Source organism: Neobacillus sp. KR4-4 (assembly GCF_042136325.1).
GTDB lineage: Bacteria > Bacillota > Bacilli > Bacillales > Cytobacillaceae > Neobacillus.
In genome coordinates this window covers 1-15,908 of the sequence record NZ_JBHHJU010000023.1, presented here as the reverse complement: position 1 = coordinate 15,908, position 15,908 = coordinate 1, and the positions used below count along the sequence as shown (strand labels likewise).

Sequence of the window (15,908 nt, the reverse complement as noted above, 5' to 3'; positions counted from 1 at the left end):
GTCCGAATAAAATTGATGTGCAGCGGCAAACACCATTCCGACTGACGTTGTGACAAAAATACATAAAAACCGATAAAAAATAGAAGCCTAACAGTTAAAGTACATTTCTGTAAAACTCATTGGTTATTTGCATGAATTAGATTTTAAATCCTTTAAGAAAATTCTAGAATGTTTCCTCCTATACTTGGAACAATACCATTGTAGTAAAAAGGAGGGTAATTAGAAATGGATAATCAAAAATTAGCCGATCATGAGTCATTGGATCTACATGAAGTTATTAATTTTAAAACCCTTTGCTTAGCGAAATCAAAACTAATGCAAGGATTGGTATTTGATGATGATTTGAGAGCATTAATGCAAAAAGATGTTGAACAATCAATGCAAGCACTTGGAGAATTACAGGCAATTTATCAACGTGCACCTTTTGAAGCTCCTGTTCCTCAAAACCGGCCAACACCAATAATAAATTGAAAGGAAGGCTATTTCATTGAACAATGACTATTTAGACCCTATAAACTCGTTACACGTACCAGAGCTAGCAGATACCACATTTGCGATGGATTTCCTTCTTCGTGCCAAAGAAGGTGTGCGCAATATTGCTGTAGCATTAACGGAGTCCGCATCACCTGATGTTAGAACCCTCTTACGAAACCAGTTAATGCAAGGGATTGCCATGCACCAAGAAATTACAGAATTAATGATTAGTAAAAAATGGTTCCATCCATACGAATTAAGTGAACAATATCAATTAGACCAACTCTCTGCCAACAATACTTTGATGATTGGCAAAATGAATCTATTTCCTGTTGAGACCAATAGAAAAGGTATGTTTGACCGGACACCTGATGAACACTAACACTGGAGGCTGTAACCAATGAAGGCGGTAACGTATCAAGGTATTAAAAATGTTGTAGTCAAAGAAGTGCCAGATCCAAAGATTGAAAAACCAGATGACATGATTATTAAAGTAACGAGTACAGCTATATGTGGGTCTGATTTACATTTAATTCATGGCATGATTCCTAACCTCCAAGAAAATTATGTTATTGGCCATGAACCAATGGGAATCGTCGAGGAAGTTGGTCCAGGTGTGACTAAGTTAAAAAAGGGAGATCGAGTCATTATCCCCTTTAATATAGCATGCGGTGAATGCATTTACTGTAAAAACCATTTGGAAAGCCAATGTGATAATTCAAATGATAATGGTGATATGGGTGCCTATTTCGGATATTCTGGTACGACGGGTGGCTATCCAGGTGGGCAAGCTGAATATTTAAGAGTGCCATTTGCCAACTTTACTCATTTCAAAATTCCAGAGACATGCGAAGAACCAGATGAAAAGTTAGCAGTTATTGCCGATGCGATGACTACTGGTTTTTGGAGTGTTGACAATGCAGGCGTAAAGGATGGAGATACAGTTATTGTTCTTGGCTGTGGTCCGGTTGGTCTTTTTGCTCAAAAATTCTGTTGGTTAAAAGGAGCAAAGCGAGTCATTGCCGTTGATTATGTCAATTATCGCCTGCAGCACGCAAAGCGCACCAACAAAGTAGAAATTGTTAACTTTGAGGACCATGAGAATGTAGGAAGTTACCTGAAGGAAATCACCAAAGGCGGCGCTGATGTTGTCATTGATGCAGTTGGTATGGACGGTAAAATGACTGATATGGAGTTCCTTGCAAGCGGAATGAAGCTTCAAGGTGGAGCATTAAGTGCGTTTATCATGGCTTCACAAGCAGTGCGGAAAGGCGGGACAATCCAAGTTACTGGTGTTTACGGCGGCAGATATAATGGTTTCCCTCTTGGAGATATTATGCAGCGAAATATCAATATCCGCTCCGGTCAAGCACCTGTCATCCACTATATGCCATATATGTTTGAATTAGTTACGACCGGAAAAATTGATCCAGGAGATGTGGTAAGTCATGTACTTCCACTTAGTGAAGCAAAGCGTGGCTATGAGATTTTTGACACAAAAATGGATGATTGTATAAAAGTCGTGTTGAAACCTTGAGGAAGGAGATATTAAAAATGAACTACGCCTTACATGAAGTTCTTGAGGTCCATGAGATGGCTGCATTTAAGACCACTTGTTTAACTAAATCCAAAACGATGAAAGCGTTAGTTACAGATCCGCTATTAAAAGATATTATGCAGCAAGACATTGATGTATCTACGAGACAATTACAAGAATATGCTTCTATCCTTTCCAACGCTAAGCAGTAAATTAGGAGATGAATGAACATGAATCCAATCATTGAAACTTTAACGGGGATGGACGGATTATCGGATCAAGTCGTTGCTATGGACCTACTCATTTCAGCTAAAAGTGGAATTAGAAATTATGCCATGGCAGCTACGGAGTCAGGAACACCGGAAATTAAAGAAGTGCTCACTCGCCATTTAGTAGAAGCTCTTGATATGCATGAACAAATATCCGCATATATGGTAGAAAAAGGATGGTACCATGCTTGGGATACAAACGAACAAATCAGGTTGGATTTAAGTAATATCGATACAGCATTAAACTTACCTACATTATAAAAATTTCCAGGAACAGTTTAATACCAAATAAACTGTTCCTATTAAACCATTTTGAGTTCACAAAATTCTAAGTCTTTTGCATTATTGAATTACTAACTTATTAATTAGCTTCTCTTTCGCCAGCCAAGCTCCTCCAATGACCCCTGCGTTATTGCCTAGTGTGGCAATAACAATCTCGACACCATGTGCAACTCTCGGAAAAGCGAATTGTATAAATTCCTCTTTCAGAGGTCTCAGCAATGTATCACCAGCTTTTGAGACTCCGCCTCCAATAACGATTTTTTCAGGATTTAAGCCATTTGCTAAATTAGCAAGGGCCAATCCTAAATGGCAGGCAACCTCACCTATGACTCTGTTGGCGAGTTCATCCCCTCCATTTGCAGCATCAAAAACACACTTGGCAGTCAGAGCCTGTCCATCATAAAAATTTCGTAATATACTAATCTCGTTGGTAGAAGCTAATTTCTCCATTGCCAAACGTACAACTCCTGTTGCTGATGCTACCGTTTCCAGACATCCTGATTTCCCACAATTACATAGGGCTCCGTTTTTCGGTACAGAAGTCATATGGCCAATTTCACCACCGGATCCATTTACCCCATGTACAACCTCACCATTAACGATAATTCCGCCACCAACACCTGTTCCTAAAGTAACACAAATTAAGTTTTTAGCCCCTTTGCCCGCACCTTTCCACATTTCACCGATTGCCGCTATATTTGCATCGTTGTCGACAACAACCGGCAGAGAGGTTTCCCTCTCAAGAATGGTTTGTAAAAGGAATCGATCCCAGCCTAGGTTTACCGCCACTTCAACAGAACCATCCTCCGAATTCACAGGACCCGGCGCACCGATTCCGATTCCGACTAATTGATTTTTTGTTTGATTTAATTCTTCTAACTTTTGATCAATCGATCTTGCAATCGATTCAGGTATGTGTTTGCCCTTATTACTTAGATCAGTATCGATCTCCCAGCTATAAATGATGTCACCCTGCAAACTGATAAAAGCCAATTTGATCGTGGTCCCGCCTATATCAACACCAACTATCCATCTTTCTTCCATAACCATTCACTCATTTCCTTCATGTTTTCCCACTCCGAAAAGCGCCATTTTTACAAAAGAGGCTCCTCGATTGAGAAGCCTCTTGTTAAGGTTGAGAATTGTCTAGCTCCAACGCCCAGTGACTAATGGGAGCTTCGACCTATCTCATTATTTTACAGCCGCAGCTGTTTTTTCAAGATTAACCCATTGACATTTTTCAGCAGATTCAAGAATCGCATCTGCGATTAATTCAATCTGGTAGCCATCATTGAAGTTAGGTGAGAATTCAGTACCCTCACTAATTGCTTTAAAGAAATCATATGTTTCAATGATCTTTGTTTCACCATAACCAATTCCTAGAGCAGGGATTGGCCATAATCCTTCACCGTATGGAGTAGCTGGTCCTGAGTAAACAGTTCTGAAGCCTTTTGCATCACTTGGATCATCAGCAAAGCAAACTTGAAGCTCATCACGGCGCTCATAGTTAAAGTATAGAGAACCCTTTTCACCATGAATTTCAAAAGTTAGGAAGTTGTTGCGGCCATGTGCATTACGAGTTGCTTCAATTGTTCCAATTGCACCATTATCGAATTTGACCATGGTGATAAATTCATCGTCTACATCAACAGCTGCTTTTGGGACATCGTTGCCTCCAGCTTTCACTGTACCTAACTTGTCGATGCCGCCAGTTTGAATTGGTCTTTCAGGAATCCATGTTTTTGTAATGGCATTTACATCTGTAATTTCGCCCACAAGGTAACGAGCATAATCAACCACGTGTGTACCGATATCACCTAGAGCACCTGATCCAGCGATTTTCTTTTGGAAGCGCCATGATAATGGAGAATTCGGATCAGCAGACCAGTCTTGTAAGTATGTTCCACGGAAGCTTAGAACTTTACCAATTCTTCCTTCTTCAATATATTTTTTCGCAAGAGCAACAGCTGGTGTTCTTCTGTAATTGAAAGCAACTGCGTGTTTTACACCTGCAGCTTTTACTGCTTCTAACATTTCCTTCGCTTGTTCAGCGCCTAATGCTAATGGCTTTTCACAAATAATATGCTTGCCTGCTTTTGCTGCTGCAATCGCGATTTCGGCATGAGTATTGTTTGGAGTAACAATGTCGATGACATCGATTTCTGGGTTGTTAACAACATCTCTCCAGTCAGTCGCATAGTTGTCAAAGCCTAATCTTGCTGCCGCATCTTTAGCCAATCCTTCGTTTACGTCCACTACTGTATGGCGATGAGGAATTGCTGGTGCTGGCCAGAAAAACATTGGCATTCCTGCATATGCAAGTGAATGCGCTTTACCCATAAATCCTCCGCCGATCATACCTACGTTTAATTTTTTCATCTTAGTATCCTCCCACTATTTCCTTCTTATTTTTAAAAAGTTTGATATTCCTAATGGATGAAACGTTTATGCTTGATTTACTTTATCAAATTGCTTTAAATAACTGCGGCTGATTTTAGCCCCTTGCTTTGGATCTGGGTAGCTGTCTAACTCAACCGTAATCCAGCCATCATAGTTTGCCTCTTCTAATGCTTTAACCATTTCATCAAATTTTTGATGCCCTTCACCTAATGGTAAAAAATCTCCATTGGCATAATCTTTGAGGTGCACATACTTGATACGATCCACATATTTTCTGATGACAGCCACAGGATCTCCACCGCCTGCTTCGATATGAGCTGTGTCTGGGCAAAGATTAATTGTTGTTAATGGCATTAATTTATCTAGTTGTTCAGGAGCCTGAACATTGGTTCCTAAATGAGGATGATAACTTGCAACAAGATTATATTTTTCAGCAATTTCTACTACTTTATTAAGCGCATTACCAAGAGCGGTATAATCACTTTCAAGAATCCCGTTTGCACGTACTGCTCCGCCGCCGATCACAAGATGCTCCGCACCTACTTCTGATGCGAATGCCGCTACACTTTCGATTTTTATTAATTCTTCTTCTAAAATATCAGGAAAAATAAAGTTCCCGCCTGTATAAACACCAACCAAAGTTAAAGAATGCTCGTTCATCAATTTTAAAAACTCATCTTTTTTATCTTTGTATTCCATCAAATTGCCATCGAAGATTTCAAAGCCATCATAGCCAGCTTCCGCAATGTCCTTTAATGCTTCTTCTGTTGATCCGTAAGCAAGGTAGTAAGAATCCTTAACTGAAGTAACACCCGCTGGATGACCAACTACGCCGCCCCAAGTATTTGTTTGATAACCTAATTTCATTTGATTACCTCCATATCTTTTGGAATTTAGTGTGCCATATTTCATCCTATAAAAACCGAAACAACTCACCTTTAATTATAGTAATCGATTACATTTTCTTTTTAAAAATTTATCTAAACTTTCAATAATATTAAGATTAAATCCATTATTTACGGTTTTTCAAATGTAATCCATTACATTTTTACATGCAGATGAAGTGCTGTTTTTTAAAAGGAAGTAGTAAATCATCTCTATTTATTTCTAGTCAATACTATCATCAGACAAGAATAATAGATGTTGTATCGCTTACATGAATTATTGTAATCGATTACACCTGGATTTGCAACCTATAATTTTAGATTGTCACAATTTGTTCACCATAAGCTTAGGAGGAAAGGAAATCGTAAAAGTTGTTCCCTTTACAACCTTCAATTGGTTACGAATTTAGTAAGCGATACCTACCGCCAGCTTTTCAAGATGTTGACGATGATCCATAGTTAAAGCGTTTGTCTAATATTAACTTTTCGCTGAAGCCTCAAATAATTCTGCATGGATGGGTTCAGCAACTATGGGTTCAACAGCTTTTATGAATCTTTTAAAGTGAGAGGTTTCCTCATGAAGTTGAATCGCTTCTTCATCCTTCCATTTCTCAACAAAGATAAAGCTGTTCGCCTCTTCTGGATTTTCATAATATTGATAACTACTATTTCCTGACTCACTTTGAGACGGTTTTGTTACAAGCCTTGCCTCTTCCAAAAATATTTCACGATAAGCTGCATTTACCTTTATGTTTGCATGAATGATAATCATGGTACATCCCCCTTAATTGTTGATGGTATTTCTCAAACTAACCTGCGTGTTTTTCTAATACAATTTCGTTTTTATTATTTTCTTCGGAAGGAAGCTTCATAAACTTCATTAGATAAGCACCCAGGAAATACGTACCTGCGAAAATCCAAATAACCCCTTTGGCACCGATAAGTCCAATAAATAACCCAACGATTGCCGGTGCGATAAAGTAGGACATTCCAGCACCAAAGCTTACAATCGCCATCGCCGATCCTTTTTTCTCAGGAGCAAGAGATGCTACTAGAGCTGAAAGTGGCACGAAACCACAAAGAACAATTCCCATTAAAACACCTGCAATATTTAAAGCCAAGAAACTGCTGCCAAATACTTCAGGTGTGTAAAGCAAGACGAGTAACATAACGCCCATACCGAAGCTGCCAAGCCATTGAATCGTTTTTTGCCAGCCTAACCATTTATCACTGATGTAAGGAATGATTAGGTTAAAGATAATATTTGCAAACCACATCGTTCCCCACATTTGTAAAAACTGTTCAGTTGTGAATCCGTAATTGGACTTCAAGTACATTGGGAAAAAGATTGGCAGGGAACCGATCCCTGTTGAATTGATAATCCGAACCACGCCGCCGATCGCCACTTTCGGCTGTTCGACACAAATGGTAAATCCACTCATTAAGCTCTTTAGCTTTTCCTTTGGATCTCCCTTTTGTTCCTTTTTTACATCACCTTTTACTACCATAAGACCAACAATTCCTCCGACTAACACCCAAGCTACAGCACTCCACAATAACCCGATATATCCGATCTTCGGAAGCATGTAAGCAGGGAAATAACTTCCTACAACATAAAGTCCGCCGCTCCACGCTGCCCAGAACAAGCCTACAGCTGTTGCCAGAATCCGCTCTGGACTGCGATAAGTAACCCACACTAAGAAAGAGTAACAGAATAAAGGATAACCTAAACCACGAATCCCATAAGTCGGGAGCATAATAGCGTAATTGTTTAACTTTAAACCATATTCAATGAATAGTACCTGACCGATTAACCAAGTAACAAGACCGATAACCATTACCTTCCTAGGTCCCCACATCTCGGTGAGTACACCAGAAAAATAAGATGCGATAGCCAAGATGGCTCCATAAACTGCAAAAAGAGTGGCTGATTGTTGAACGGTCAATCCCTTTTCAATCAGATAGGGAGACAACCATGCGTGCTCGAGACCGTCACCGGCCATAAAAATTAACGTTGCAACAAATCCCCAAACGACTCCCATTGGAAGTCCGCCTAAGGTACGTTCTTGACCTACAAGCGTTTTCATTTTTAACACCTCTATTTTTATTAATTGGGTGCGGGGGACGGTTCACATGCTTCGGAAGCATGTGAACCGTCCCTGTGCTTCCTTAAGCCCACCACATTTCCGATACTTGCTCTTTAAACAACGTTCCTTTTAACAGTGTGATGGCTTTCATTAAGCCTTCATCGATAGACGCCAACATATCTTCATGTTCAATGGAAACCACGTAATCATACCCTACTGCACGAAGTGTACTGATCATATCTTTCCACATTTTTTCGTTATGGCCATAGCCAACTGAACGGAAGGTCCATGAGCGATCCAATACTTGACTGTAATGCTTCGTATCGAGAACACCATTCACCTTGATATTAGCCTGGTCTAAATAGGTATCTTTTGCATGGAAATGGAAGATCGCATTTTCACGACCAAGTTTTTTAATGGCCTCAACTGGGTCAATTCCTTGCCACACCAAATGACTTGGGTCAAAGTTAGCTCCGATGTTCGGTCCTGCATGTTCTCTTAGTTTTAGTAGTGTTTCCGGATTATAGACAACAAATCCCGGATGCATTTCGAAAGCAATTTGATGAATCCCGTGCATTTCAGCGAATTTCGCTTCTTCTTTCCAGTACGGAATAACGATATCATTCCATTGCCATTCTAAGACTTCTGCATATTCAGGAGGCCAAGAGCAGGTCACCCAATTTGGAAACTTGGCACCCGGATGATCCCCTGGACATCCAGCAAAACCATTGATAACTGGTACCTCTAACTGTTCAGCCAGTAAAACCGTTTTTCTCCATACATCATGCGCCTCTTTGGCAGCCTTTACATTAGGATGTAGAGGGTTGCCATGGCAGCTTAGTCCGCTGATGGTTAGTCCCCTGCTTTCAATCGCCCGTCGGAACGATTTGATTTTATCTGGATTCCCTAACAAGTCATCGGGATTACAATGACTATTCCCTGGATAGTTACCGGTTCCTAACTCAACGGCCTCTACTCCTATTTGGGCTAATTTATCTAACATGGCTTCGAAAGGAAGATTATGATATAGAACTGTAAACACACCTAGTTTCACACTAAAACCTCCTTATTCGCCTGAACCTTCACCCATTTTTGCTGTTCATGGCTTTCTAAAATGGCATCAGTAATAGCCATCGAAATATGACCGTCTTCGAATGTAGCAAAATTAGCTTGATCCTTTAAAAGATCTTTACCATCACGAATGAACGTATAATAATTTAACATCATATTTTTCAGTGCATCTGGCCAGCCTTCGTTATGACCTCCTGGATGATGAATCGCTGATCTTGCTTCAGGTGCGAACAGTGCCGGATCGGCAAGAAGGATCTCATTCGGCTTATCCCTGTGCCCCATCCATAATTTTTCTGGCTCTTCTTGATTCCAGTAAGCAGAGCTCTTGCTGCCATCGATTTCAAAGCTTAAACGATTTTTTCGGCCTGCACTTACTTGTGAAACAGTGAAGACTCCTCTTGATCCATCTTCAAAACGAACTAGTACGGATGCATAGTCTTCTGTATTAATTGAAACATCCTCATATTCTACATCATCAGTACTTTGTGTACTGAAAGTGGCCACACTTCCAATTGCTTTCTTTCTAACTGGAATGACCGTTGCTAAATCAGCAAATACTTCTACAATCTTTTTACCGGTAACAAATTGAACGGTGTCACACCAATGAGACCCGATATCTGCTACTGCGCGAGATTTTCCGCCGACTTCCGGTGCTAAACGCCAGTTAAAATCCGTTTCATATAGTAACCAATCCTGCAAATAGCTTCCGTGAACCAAATTCACTTTCCCAAGGTCACCGTTAGCAATTTTAGCTCGCAGGTTTTGCACACTCGCATGCTGTCTGTAATTAAAGTTCACACCATGTACAACACCCTGTTTTTGAGCCAATACCAACAATTCCGCTGATTCTTCACTATTCATCGCAAGCGGTTTCTCTGAGATCACATGTTTACCTGCTAAAATAATTTCTTTATTAATCGCAAAGTGCACATGGTTTGGGGTACAATTATGAACTACCTGAATTTCGCTGTCACGCAGCATTTCAAGGTAATCTCCGTATGCTTTCGGAATTCCAAGTTCAGCTGCCTTTCTTTCCGCTTGTTCTTGACTCGTCTCGGCTAATGCTACGACTTCCACAAATCCAAGTCTTCTGATTGCTTCAATATGTGTCGGGCCAATGAAACCTGTCCCGATGATTCCTACTTTTATTTTTTCCATTTGTTTTCCGTCCTCCAATCGAACTTTTCGATTCACCCAAGAATGGGAAGAAGAATTTGGTGTAATCGATTACACAACCTTGCAAAAAAATATGTGTTTTGTCCTATAAATAAATAATTTACCTATGTTTCAAACCTCTACAAATGTAATGGATTACATTTTTATCGAAAAAAATTTGATTTCATTTATACTTTTAAATTAAGAAATAACCTTTCAGAATAAAATACCTTTTCACTTAGCACCAAAATATTTTACTCTTTTTTTCGACACCTTAATTGTAATCGATTACAGTATAGAATTCAATATTTTTTTTAAAACTTCCTTGATTCTTTTTTTATCAAAATGATTAAAACTGTTCTGGAACCAATGGAATCGCTGGTCCCCTAATAATGATAAATAGGGAGTGAACCATTATTAAGTTCACTCCCCTTTTGTTTTTAATTATTTTAATTCTAACAGAAATAGCTAAACTACTCTTCAACGGTAAGTTCTTTGCAAGATTCACGGACAATGAGCTTATCAGGAAGAATAAATTGATCTTTCTCTATTTCTTCATCTTTAATTAATTTTAACAGTAAACGCATCGCTTTTTGCCCCATATCAAACGTTGGTTGTGCCACGGTTGTTAGAGCAGGTTCAAAAATCGATGCAAATTGAATATCATCAAAGCCAACAACAGATAAATCTTCTGGAACTCTTAAACCTTTAGATTTAGCGGCTTTAATGGCACCCATAGCCATTTCATCATTACCGGCAAAAAGGGCTGTAGGAGGATTCTCTAGTGATAAAAATTTCATCATTAAATTAAAACCACTTTCAAAAGAGAATTCGCCTTCCTGTACCAAACTTGTATCCACAGACAGGCCATGTTGCGCCATTGCTTGATGAAACCCCCTGCATCGATCTCGTCCAACGACAATATTCAAGGGTCCGGAAATATGTCCAATTCTCTTGTGGTTTAAGCTAATTAGATATTCAGTTGCCTTTCTTGCACTGCTAACATTATCAATGGAGACCGTAGGCAGCTTGGAACCCTCATAGTATTCACACGCCAATACTACAGGGTAATCCCGGGATAAATCTTCTAATATTTTTTGATCGGTCCTTGCCGTTAATAATATCAACCCATCTGCTTTTTTCTGACCTAATATTGTTAAAAAACTAGTTTCGCTTTCGACATCGTTTCGCGCATCTCCTAGAAGTACTTGATATCCGTTTTCGATGGCAACGGATTCAATTCCGCGCAGCACCGCAGAAAAGAAAGTATTGGTTATATCAGGAACCACCACAAGAATTGTCTTGGTTTCAGATCTTCTTAATTGTCTTGCCAGCATATTAGGCTGGTAATTTAATTCTTTTATGGCTTCTAAAACTTTCTCAGCTGTTTCCTTTTTTACAGTCCCTGCATTACTTATGACTCGGGATACTGTGGCCGTTGAAACATTTGCCATTTTTGCAACATCCGCAATTCTGACCATATATTGCTTTCCCCTTCAGTGTTCGTTTACATTTATTGTAATCGATTACATTGAGAATTACAATAATTTTCGTAATTCAGCCATAAAACGGTATCATTTAAAAAAATTTTAAAATGCGGTAGATTACAATCACTAAATTTCTTCTCTTTTCTTATTCTTTGGGTTAAGTATAAGTATAGTATTTGCTTTCCTAATTGATCTCCTGTTGATTTTTGTAATTAATATTTAATATCGCCAATGGGGTCCATGAACCATGGTAAGGCTTTAACAAGACAATTCCAACCATTGGTGCAATTCCACCAAAAAAGACAAGTCCAGTTTAATAGCCAAGGGTAATTCCTTTTTTTCATCAATTTTCTAAACCGATATTACATTTACACCTTCACAACTAACTTAGACTTTAACTATTTTTAAAATTTAAACTTTTTTATTAAAATCATAGATATCAACCATACTGGAGCTAAAATAGAGTTACATTAAAAAAACTGACCCAATTATGGTCGTTCTACGACCTATTGAATCAGCGTTTTTAATATAAAGGATTGCATTCCCCAAAAGATGGTGGAAAAATTACCGTAAAATCGAGTACCGAAGTTCTTCTAGCTCTAATATTTCTGTTTGATAAATACTTGTTTCAGTATCAGAAGATGTTTTTTTACTTCCAATTATACACTTCACTACTTCTTCAACATTCCCGTAAAAAGAAAGTTGAATCATTGTTAGTTGCAAGCCAGTAAGATCTCTATCAATAATTTGCAATACTTCTGGATTTTTGGTGATTAGAAAAACTTTATCCATGGTAACAAGTAAAGCGATTTTTTCATATTGCAAATTAAAAGGTGATTCGTAAAGGAGCTCACAAGTTAGCCATGAAATGTTATCCTGACTTTGTAATAGCACGGCGTCATATTTTCGTTCTATTAAATACTCTCTTAGAATGACTAGCTTTAATTTTATATAATGTAGTATTTTTGAAATTGGCACCACCATTTCCAAGTTCCTCACCCCTACTTCTGTCTTTATTTTATTTATCACAAAGCTTACTAGTAACCCTATTTACGTATATTGCGCGTCGTTTCCTCATAAAAAATGGATTTTGCATGCTTGTTTGTAAGGCTTATTTTTTTCCAACCGATGTTAGTCAACAAAGCACTTAATAAGATAAGAAAAATTCCAAATTTTTGACTTCGGCCTAAACTTTCATGAAACAGCAAATAACTAAACAACACGGTTATGATTGGCTCAAAAATGCTTAGCAGTGCTGCTTTTGAACTTCCAATACGTTCTATTCCCTTCGCAAAAGTAAGGATTGCTAAGAAAGTGGAAAAGAACGAAATCCCTAATACAGATAACCAGCCTGAAGCGTGAAAATTAAGATTGACATCTTGTCTAAACATGGAAAATATAAATATTGATATGGATGCAAAGGATGTCACAAAAGCCGAACTAATATACACATTAATCTCACCTTGGATTTTTTCTGTTAGAATGATATAAACTGAATATAAAACGGCGCATCCTACACTTGACATCAAACCTATTATATTAATCTGATTAAATTCTGCACCGAGAACGAAATAAAGCCCTAATAAGGAAAATATAATTGAAACACTATGGGATTTCTCAAATAATTGCTTGGAGAACATACTATTTAAGATCATTACAAATAATGGATACAAATAATATGCTGTAGAAGCTAAGGAGACAGGCAATAAGGAAAATGATGTGAATAACAGAATAGCCATCAGAGCATAGCCTCCCGTTCCCATCATAAATAAAATGGAAATTTGTTTGAATCGCAATTGAAATGGAATTTTTTTAAACAGTATCAAAGACCAAAATAATACTGCTGCAAAGAAAAATCTAAAAAATAATAGAGTACCTATGGTAATATTAGCTGCATAAGCATATTTTGCTAGAATACCCATTATTCCGAAACAAGACGCAGACAATAAGACTAGTAAAAAGCCGAAAATATAATACATTGATTTTCACCTATTTTGATTCTTTCCTTATAATGCTATCCGTATAAAATGCAATATTTTTTATTTTAACTTAATGCATATTATTTATTAATTTTTGCATAGTTATGATCTCCTCATCTATTTTACGAGTCATAACTAAAACATCCGGGTCAGATAAAGGTTTTTCTTTAGAAATATTTAAGAGTTCCTTCCGATATTTTTCTATTCTATATTTTATATCGAGTATCTTTTTGAAAATCATTTATTTAACTCCCTTCTAAGTCATAGCCTCCTGTAATCGATTACTATTCTTTTTAACCATACTAAAAAAATTTGACACAGATTACTCACCATTACTAAATGGTTTAAGTGTACTTTTAATGAATAATCTGTGTCAGTATATTTTGGGGAATTATTCTAAGCTCTTGACCAGATTACTCAACATATAAGAAACGATTGAACGTATGAAGCGGCTCCAACCCATTCTTACGAACCACTACTTGATCCTCTGTCCGAACACCACCGATTCCTGGTACAATTAGGGATAATTCATAGGCAAAGGTTTGTCCTTCTTCTAAAACATTCGCGCAGCCAGGTCCGATTTCAGGAATATCCTCTTCAGGGTCCATACCTGTTGCATGGGCACCAGTTCTACCTTCACTCACTTCTACTAAATATTCATCTACTCCATGCTTTCTGAACGCTTCCCGAATCACCCGGTCAGCCTCAATTCCTGTCATACCAGCATAAATTTTTGGTAAACACTCTTCATATCCAAGGGAACATGCTTCCATCAAGCGCTTTGCTTCATCTGATACATTGCCGTAACAAATGGTACGGGCATTGTCGGAAGCATAATCATTTACACGAATACCATAGTCCATCATGACTAGTTCTCCGCGGCGGATTGATCTCGTAGTTGGACGCTTAAATAGTACATCTGTATGCTCTCCCGCCTGGATCATGATGTCATATGCAATCGCGTGTCCACCATTTGCAAACATAGCGGCGTAAACCAAAGATGTTGCTTCCAATTCCGTGATGCCTTCGCTGTCTCGTAATAGATCCATCAACATTTGAATACCGGCATTACTTACACGTGCCGCCCGCTTCATGGATGCAATTTCTGCTTCATTTTTCACTGACTTTAATTGCTCAATAATTGTAGAACGCTGAACATCTGCATCACCGAATGCATTATTAATTGGGAACCAGAATTCTAAATCCATATACGTATAGCCACTAATACCAATTTTCTTTGGTTTGTCTTTCGCCGCACGTTCTTTTAGGAATGGTGCCCATTCAGAACGAATTTCCCGGATATCGCCTCCCATAACACTCATGGCTGAACTACCATGTGCAGAAGGAATTTCACTGCTTGGAAGGAAGAAAACAGGGTCACGGTCAGGCACCAAGTATATTAACATTGGTTGAGGATAAACCCCGTCAATTGTACGGTAATTAACCAGCCAGCGGATATTGGACATGCGGTAACAATCCCCGAATACGATTAAAGCATCCAGACCTTCATCGACTATCTTTTGTTTCGCAATTTCAACGCGGGCTTTGTACTCTTCATTCGTGATCGTTTCACCAGGTCCCTGGAACTCTCCATAACGGATTAACTTTTCAAACCTGTCAGGCAGCCATTTTAACGCTTTTTCTGAAATCATATTCTTTATTCCCCTCTCAAAAAGTGATTTTTTTATTTTATTGCTTCAACTATTTCATTATTAATCTATTAAATAGAGGCCCATGCAGGCTTCTCTTCTTAGCTAGCCTGTCAATCATGACCGTAAATCAACTTTCAGCCTGCATGGAATTTATTCAATTACTCAACATATAAGAAACGATTGAAAGTATGAAGAGGTTCCAACCCGTTCTTACGAACGACCACTTGATCCTCTGTCCGAACCCCGCCGATTCCTGGAACAATGAGGGACAATTCATAGGCAAAAGTTTGTCCTTCTTCCAGCACATTCGCGCAGCCAGGTCCGATTTCAGGAATATCTTCTTCAGGGTCCATACCTGTCGCATGGGCACCAGTTCTACCTTCACTCACTTCTACTAAATATTCATCTACCTCGTACTTTCTGAACGCTTCACGAATCACCCGGTCAGCCTCAATCCCTGTCATACCGGCATGAATTTTTTGTAAGCACTCTTCATATCCAAGAGAACATGCTTCCATCAAGCGCTTTGCTTCATCTGATACATTGCCGTAACAAATGGTACGGGCATTGTCGGAAGCATAATCATTTACACGAATACCATAGTCCATCATGACTAGTTCTCCGCGGCGGA

General features: G+C 38.6%; 18 protein-coding genes. 5 read left to right on the top strand and 13 right to left on the bottom strand.

Annotated features, from left to right (window positions below; all coding sequences use genetic code 11):
- The first annotated feature begins 225 nt into the window (after positions 1–225).
- From ACE198_RS20080 to ACE198_RS20060, 5 genes are read left to right on the top strand one after another with little or no spacing between them, the layout of a single operon-like run.
- A complete protein-coding gene (locus ACE198_RS20080) occupies positions 226–471 on the top strand; it encodes a spore gernimation protein GerQ (protein ID WP_251459151.1) in 246 nt (81 codons plus the stop codon).
- 16 nt (positions 472–487) lie between these two features.
- Positions 488–856, top strand: coding sequence for a spore coat protein (locus ACE198_RS20075; protein WP_098576282.1), 369 nt, complete (start codon positions 488–490; stop codon positions 854–856).
- Between the two features lie 18 nt (positions 857–874).
- Positions 875–2,011: a zinc-dependent alcohol dehydrogenase gene (locus ACE198_RS20070; RefSeq protein WP_251459153.1), complete on the top strand. Its 1,137-nt coding sequence runs from the start codon at positions 875–877 to the stop codon at positions 2,009–2,011.
- Positions 2,012–2,028: 17 nt separating this feature from the next.
- The gene (locus ACE198_RS20065; protein WP_026576189.1) at positions 2,029–2,223 is read left to right on the top strand and encodes a hypothetical protein; all 195 of its coding nucleotides are present in this window, start codon (positions 2,029–2,031) and stop codon (positions 2,221–2,223) included.
- Between the two features lie 18 nt (positions 2,224–2,241).
- A complete protein-coding gene (locus ACE198_RS20060; RefSeq protein WP_098576284.1) occupies positions 2,242–2,541 on the top strand; it encodes a spore coat protein in 300 nt (99 codons plus the stop codon).
- Positions 2,542–2,622: 81 nt separating this feature from the next.
- On the opposite strand, the gene ACE198_RS20055 is transcribed toward ACE198_RS20060, so the two are convergent.
- The 13 genes from ACE198_RS20055 to ACE198_RS19995 form a co-directional block, all read right to left on the bottom strand.
- The gene (locus ACE198_RS20055; RefSeq protein WP_375376818.1) at positions 2,623–3,606 is read right to left on the bottom strand and encodes an ROK family glucokinase; all 984 of its coding nucleotides are present in this window, start codon (positions 3,604–3,606) and stop codon (positions 2,623–2,625) included.
- A gap of 147 nt (positions 3,607–3,753) precedes the next feature.
- On the bottom strand, positions 3,754–4,941 hold the full coding sequence (locus ACE198_RS20050) for a levoglucosan dehydrogenase (RefSeq protein ID WP_375376817.1): 1,188 nt from the start codon (positions 4,939–4,941) through the stop codon (positions 3,754–3,756).
- Positions 4,942–5,007: 66 nt separating this feature from the next.
- Positions 5,008–5,829, bottom strand: a complete 822-nt coding sequence (locus ACE198_RS20045) for a sugar phosphate isomerase/epimerase family protein (RefSeq protein ID WP_251459157.1) — start codon at positions 5,827–5,829, stop codon at positions 5,008–5,010.
- Positions 5,830–6,324: 495 nt separating this feature from the next.
- Positions 6,325–6,618, bottom strand: coding sequence for a putative quinol monooxygenase (locus tag ACE198_RS20040; protein WP_375376816.1), 294 nt, complete (start codon positions 6,616–6,618; stop codon positions 6,325–6,327).
- 37 nt (positions 6,619–6,655) lie between these two features.
- A complete protein-coding gene (locus ACE198_RS20035; protein WP_375376815.1) occupies positions 6,656–7,933 on the bottom strand; it encodes an MFS transporter in 1,278 nt (425 codons plus the stop codon).
- A gap of 82 nt (positions 7,934–8,015) precedes the next feature.
- A complete protein-coding gene (locus tag ACE198_RS20030) occupies positions 8,016–8,987 on the bottom strand; it encodes a sugar phosphate isomerase/epimerase family protein (RefSeq protein WP_375376814.1) in 972 nt (323 codons plus the stop codon).
- The gene (locus ACE198_RS20025) at positions 8,984–10,162 is read right to left on the bottom strand and encodes a Gfo/Idh/MocA family protein (RefSeq protein ID WP_251459162.1); all 1,179 of its coding nucleotides are present in this window, start codon (positions 10,160–10,162) and stop codon (positions 8,984–8,986) included. The genes ACE198_RS20030 and ACE198_RS20025 overlap by 4 nt, the downstream gene beginning before the upstream one ends.
- A gap of 470 nt (positions 10,163–10,632) precedes the next feature.
- Positions 10,633–11,640, bottom strand: coding sequence for a LacI family DNA-binding transcriptional regulator (locus ACE198_RS20020; protein ID WP_098576291.1), 1,008 nt, complete (start codon positions 11,638–11,640; stop codon positions 10,633–10,635).
- Between the two features lie 570 nt (positions 11,641–12,210).
- Positions 12,211–12,636, bottom strand: a complete 426-nt coding sequence (locus ACE198_RS20015) for a hypothetical protein (protein WP_375376813.1) — start codon at positions 12,634–12,636, stop codon at positions 12,211–12,213.
- Between the two features lie 56 nt (positions 12,637–12,692).
- Positions 12,693–13,625, bottom strand: coding sequence for a DMT family transporter (locus ACE198_RS20010; protein ID WP_375376812.1), 933 nt, complete (start codon positions 13,623–13,625; stop codon positions 12,693–12,695).
- A gap of 70 nt (positions 13,626–13,695) precedes the next feature.
- Positions 13,696–13,866, bottom strand: coding sequence for a Spo0E family sporulation regulatory protein-aspartic acid phosphatase (locus tag ACE198_RS20005; RefSeq protein ID WP_098576294.1), 171 nt, complete (start codon positions 13,864–13,866; stop codon positions 13,696–13,698).
- 172 nt (positions 13,867–14,038) lie between these two features.
- Positions 14,039–15,277 carry a M24 family metallopeptidase gene (locus tag ACE198_RS20000; RefSeq protein ID WP_375376811.1) on the bottom strand — a complete coding sequence of 413 codons (1,239 nt, stop codon included), beginning with the start codon at positions 15,275–15,277 and terminating at the stop codon, positions 14,039–14,041.
- 158 nt (positions 15,278–15,435) lie between these two features.
- Positions 15,436–15,908, bottom strand: a 473-nt coding sequence (locus ACE198_RS19995; RefSeq protein WP_375376810.1) for a M24 family metallopeptidase, incomplete at its 5' end; no start/stop codon positions are given.

Bases quoted from the DNA above. Each gene is read 5' to 3' on its own strand.
- ACE198_RS20080 (WP_251459151.1), top strand. From the start codon at position 226: ATGGATAATCAAAAATTAGCCGATCATGAGTCATTGGATCTACATGAA.
- ACE198_RS20025 (WP_251459162.1), bottom strand. From the start codon at position 10,162: ATGGAAAAAATAAAAGTAGGAATCATCGGGACAGGTTTCATTGGCCCG.
- ACE198_RS20010 (WP_375376812.1), bottom strand. From the start codon at position 13,625: ATGTATTATATTTTCGGCTTTTTACTAGTCTTATTGTCTGCGTCTTGT.
- ACE198_RS20055 (WP_375376818.1), bottom strand. From the start codon at position 3,606: ATGGAAGAAAGATGGATAGTTGGTGTTGATATAGGCGGGACCACGATC.
- ACE198_RS20000 (WP_375376811.1), bottom strand. From the start codon at position 15,277: ATGATTTCAGAAAAAGCGTTAAAATGGCTGCCTGACAGGTTTGAAAAG.
- ACE198_RS20065 (WP_026576189.1), top strand. From the start codon at position 2,029: ATGAACTACGCCTTACATGAAGTTCTTGAGGTCCATGAGATGGCTGCA.
- ACE198_RS20040 (WP_375376816.1), bottom strand. From the start codon at position 6,618: ATGATTATCATTCATGCAAACATAAAGGTAAATGCAGCTTATCGTGAA.
- ACE198_RS20070 (WP_251459153.1), top strand. From the start codon at position 875: ATGAAGGCGGTAACGTATCAAGGTATTAAAAATGTTGTAGTCAAAGAA.
- ACE198_RS20020 (WP_098576291.1), bottom strand. From the start codon at position 11,640: ATGGTCAGAATTGCGGATGTTGCAAAAATGGCAAATGTTTCAACGGCC.
- ACE198_RS20050 (WP_375376817.1), bottom strand. From the start codon at position 4,941: ATGAAAAAATTAAACGTAGGTATGATCGGCGGAGGATTTATGGGTAAA.
- ACE198_RS20060 (WP_098576284.1), top strand. From the start codon at position 2,242: ATGAATCCAATCATTGAAACTTTAACGGGGATGGACGGATTATCGGAT.
- ACE198_RS20035 (WP_375376815.1), bottom strand. From the start codon at position 7,933: ATGAAAACGCTTGTAGGTCAAGAACGTACCTTAGGCGGACTTCCAATG.
- ACE198_RS20005 (WP_098576294.1), bottom strand. From the start codon at position 13,866: ATGATTTTCAAAAAGATACTCGATATAAAATATAGAATAGAAAAATAT.
- ACE198_RS20045 (WP_251459157.1), bottom strand. From the start codon at position 5,829: ATGAAATTAGGTTATCAAACAAATACTTGGGGCGGCGTAGTTGGTCAT.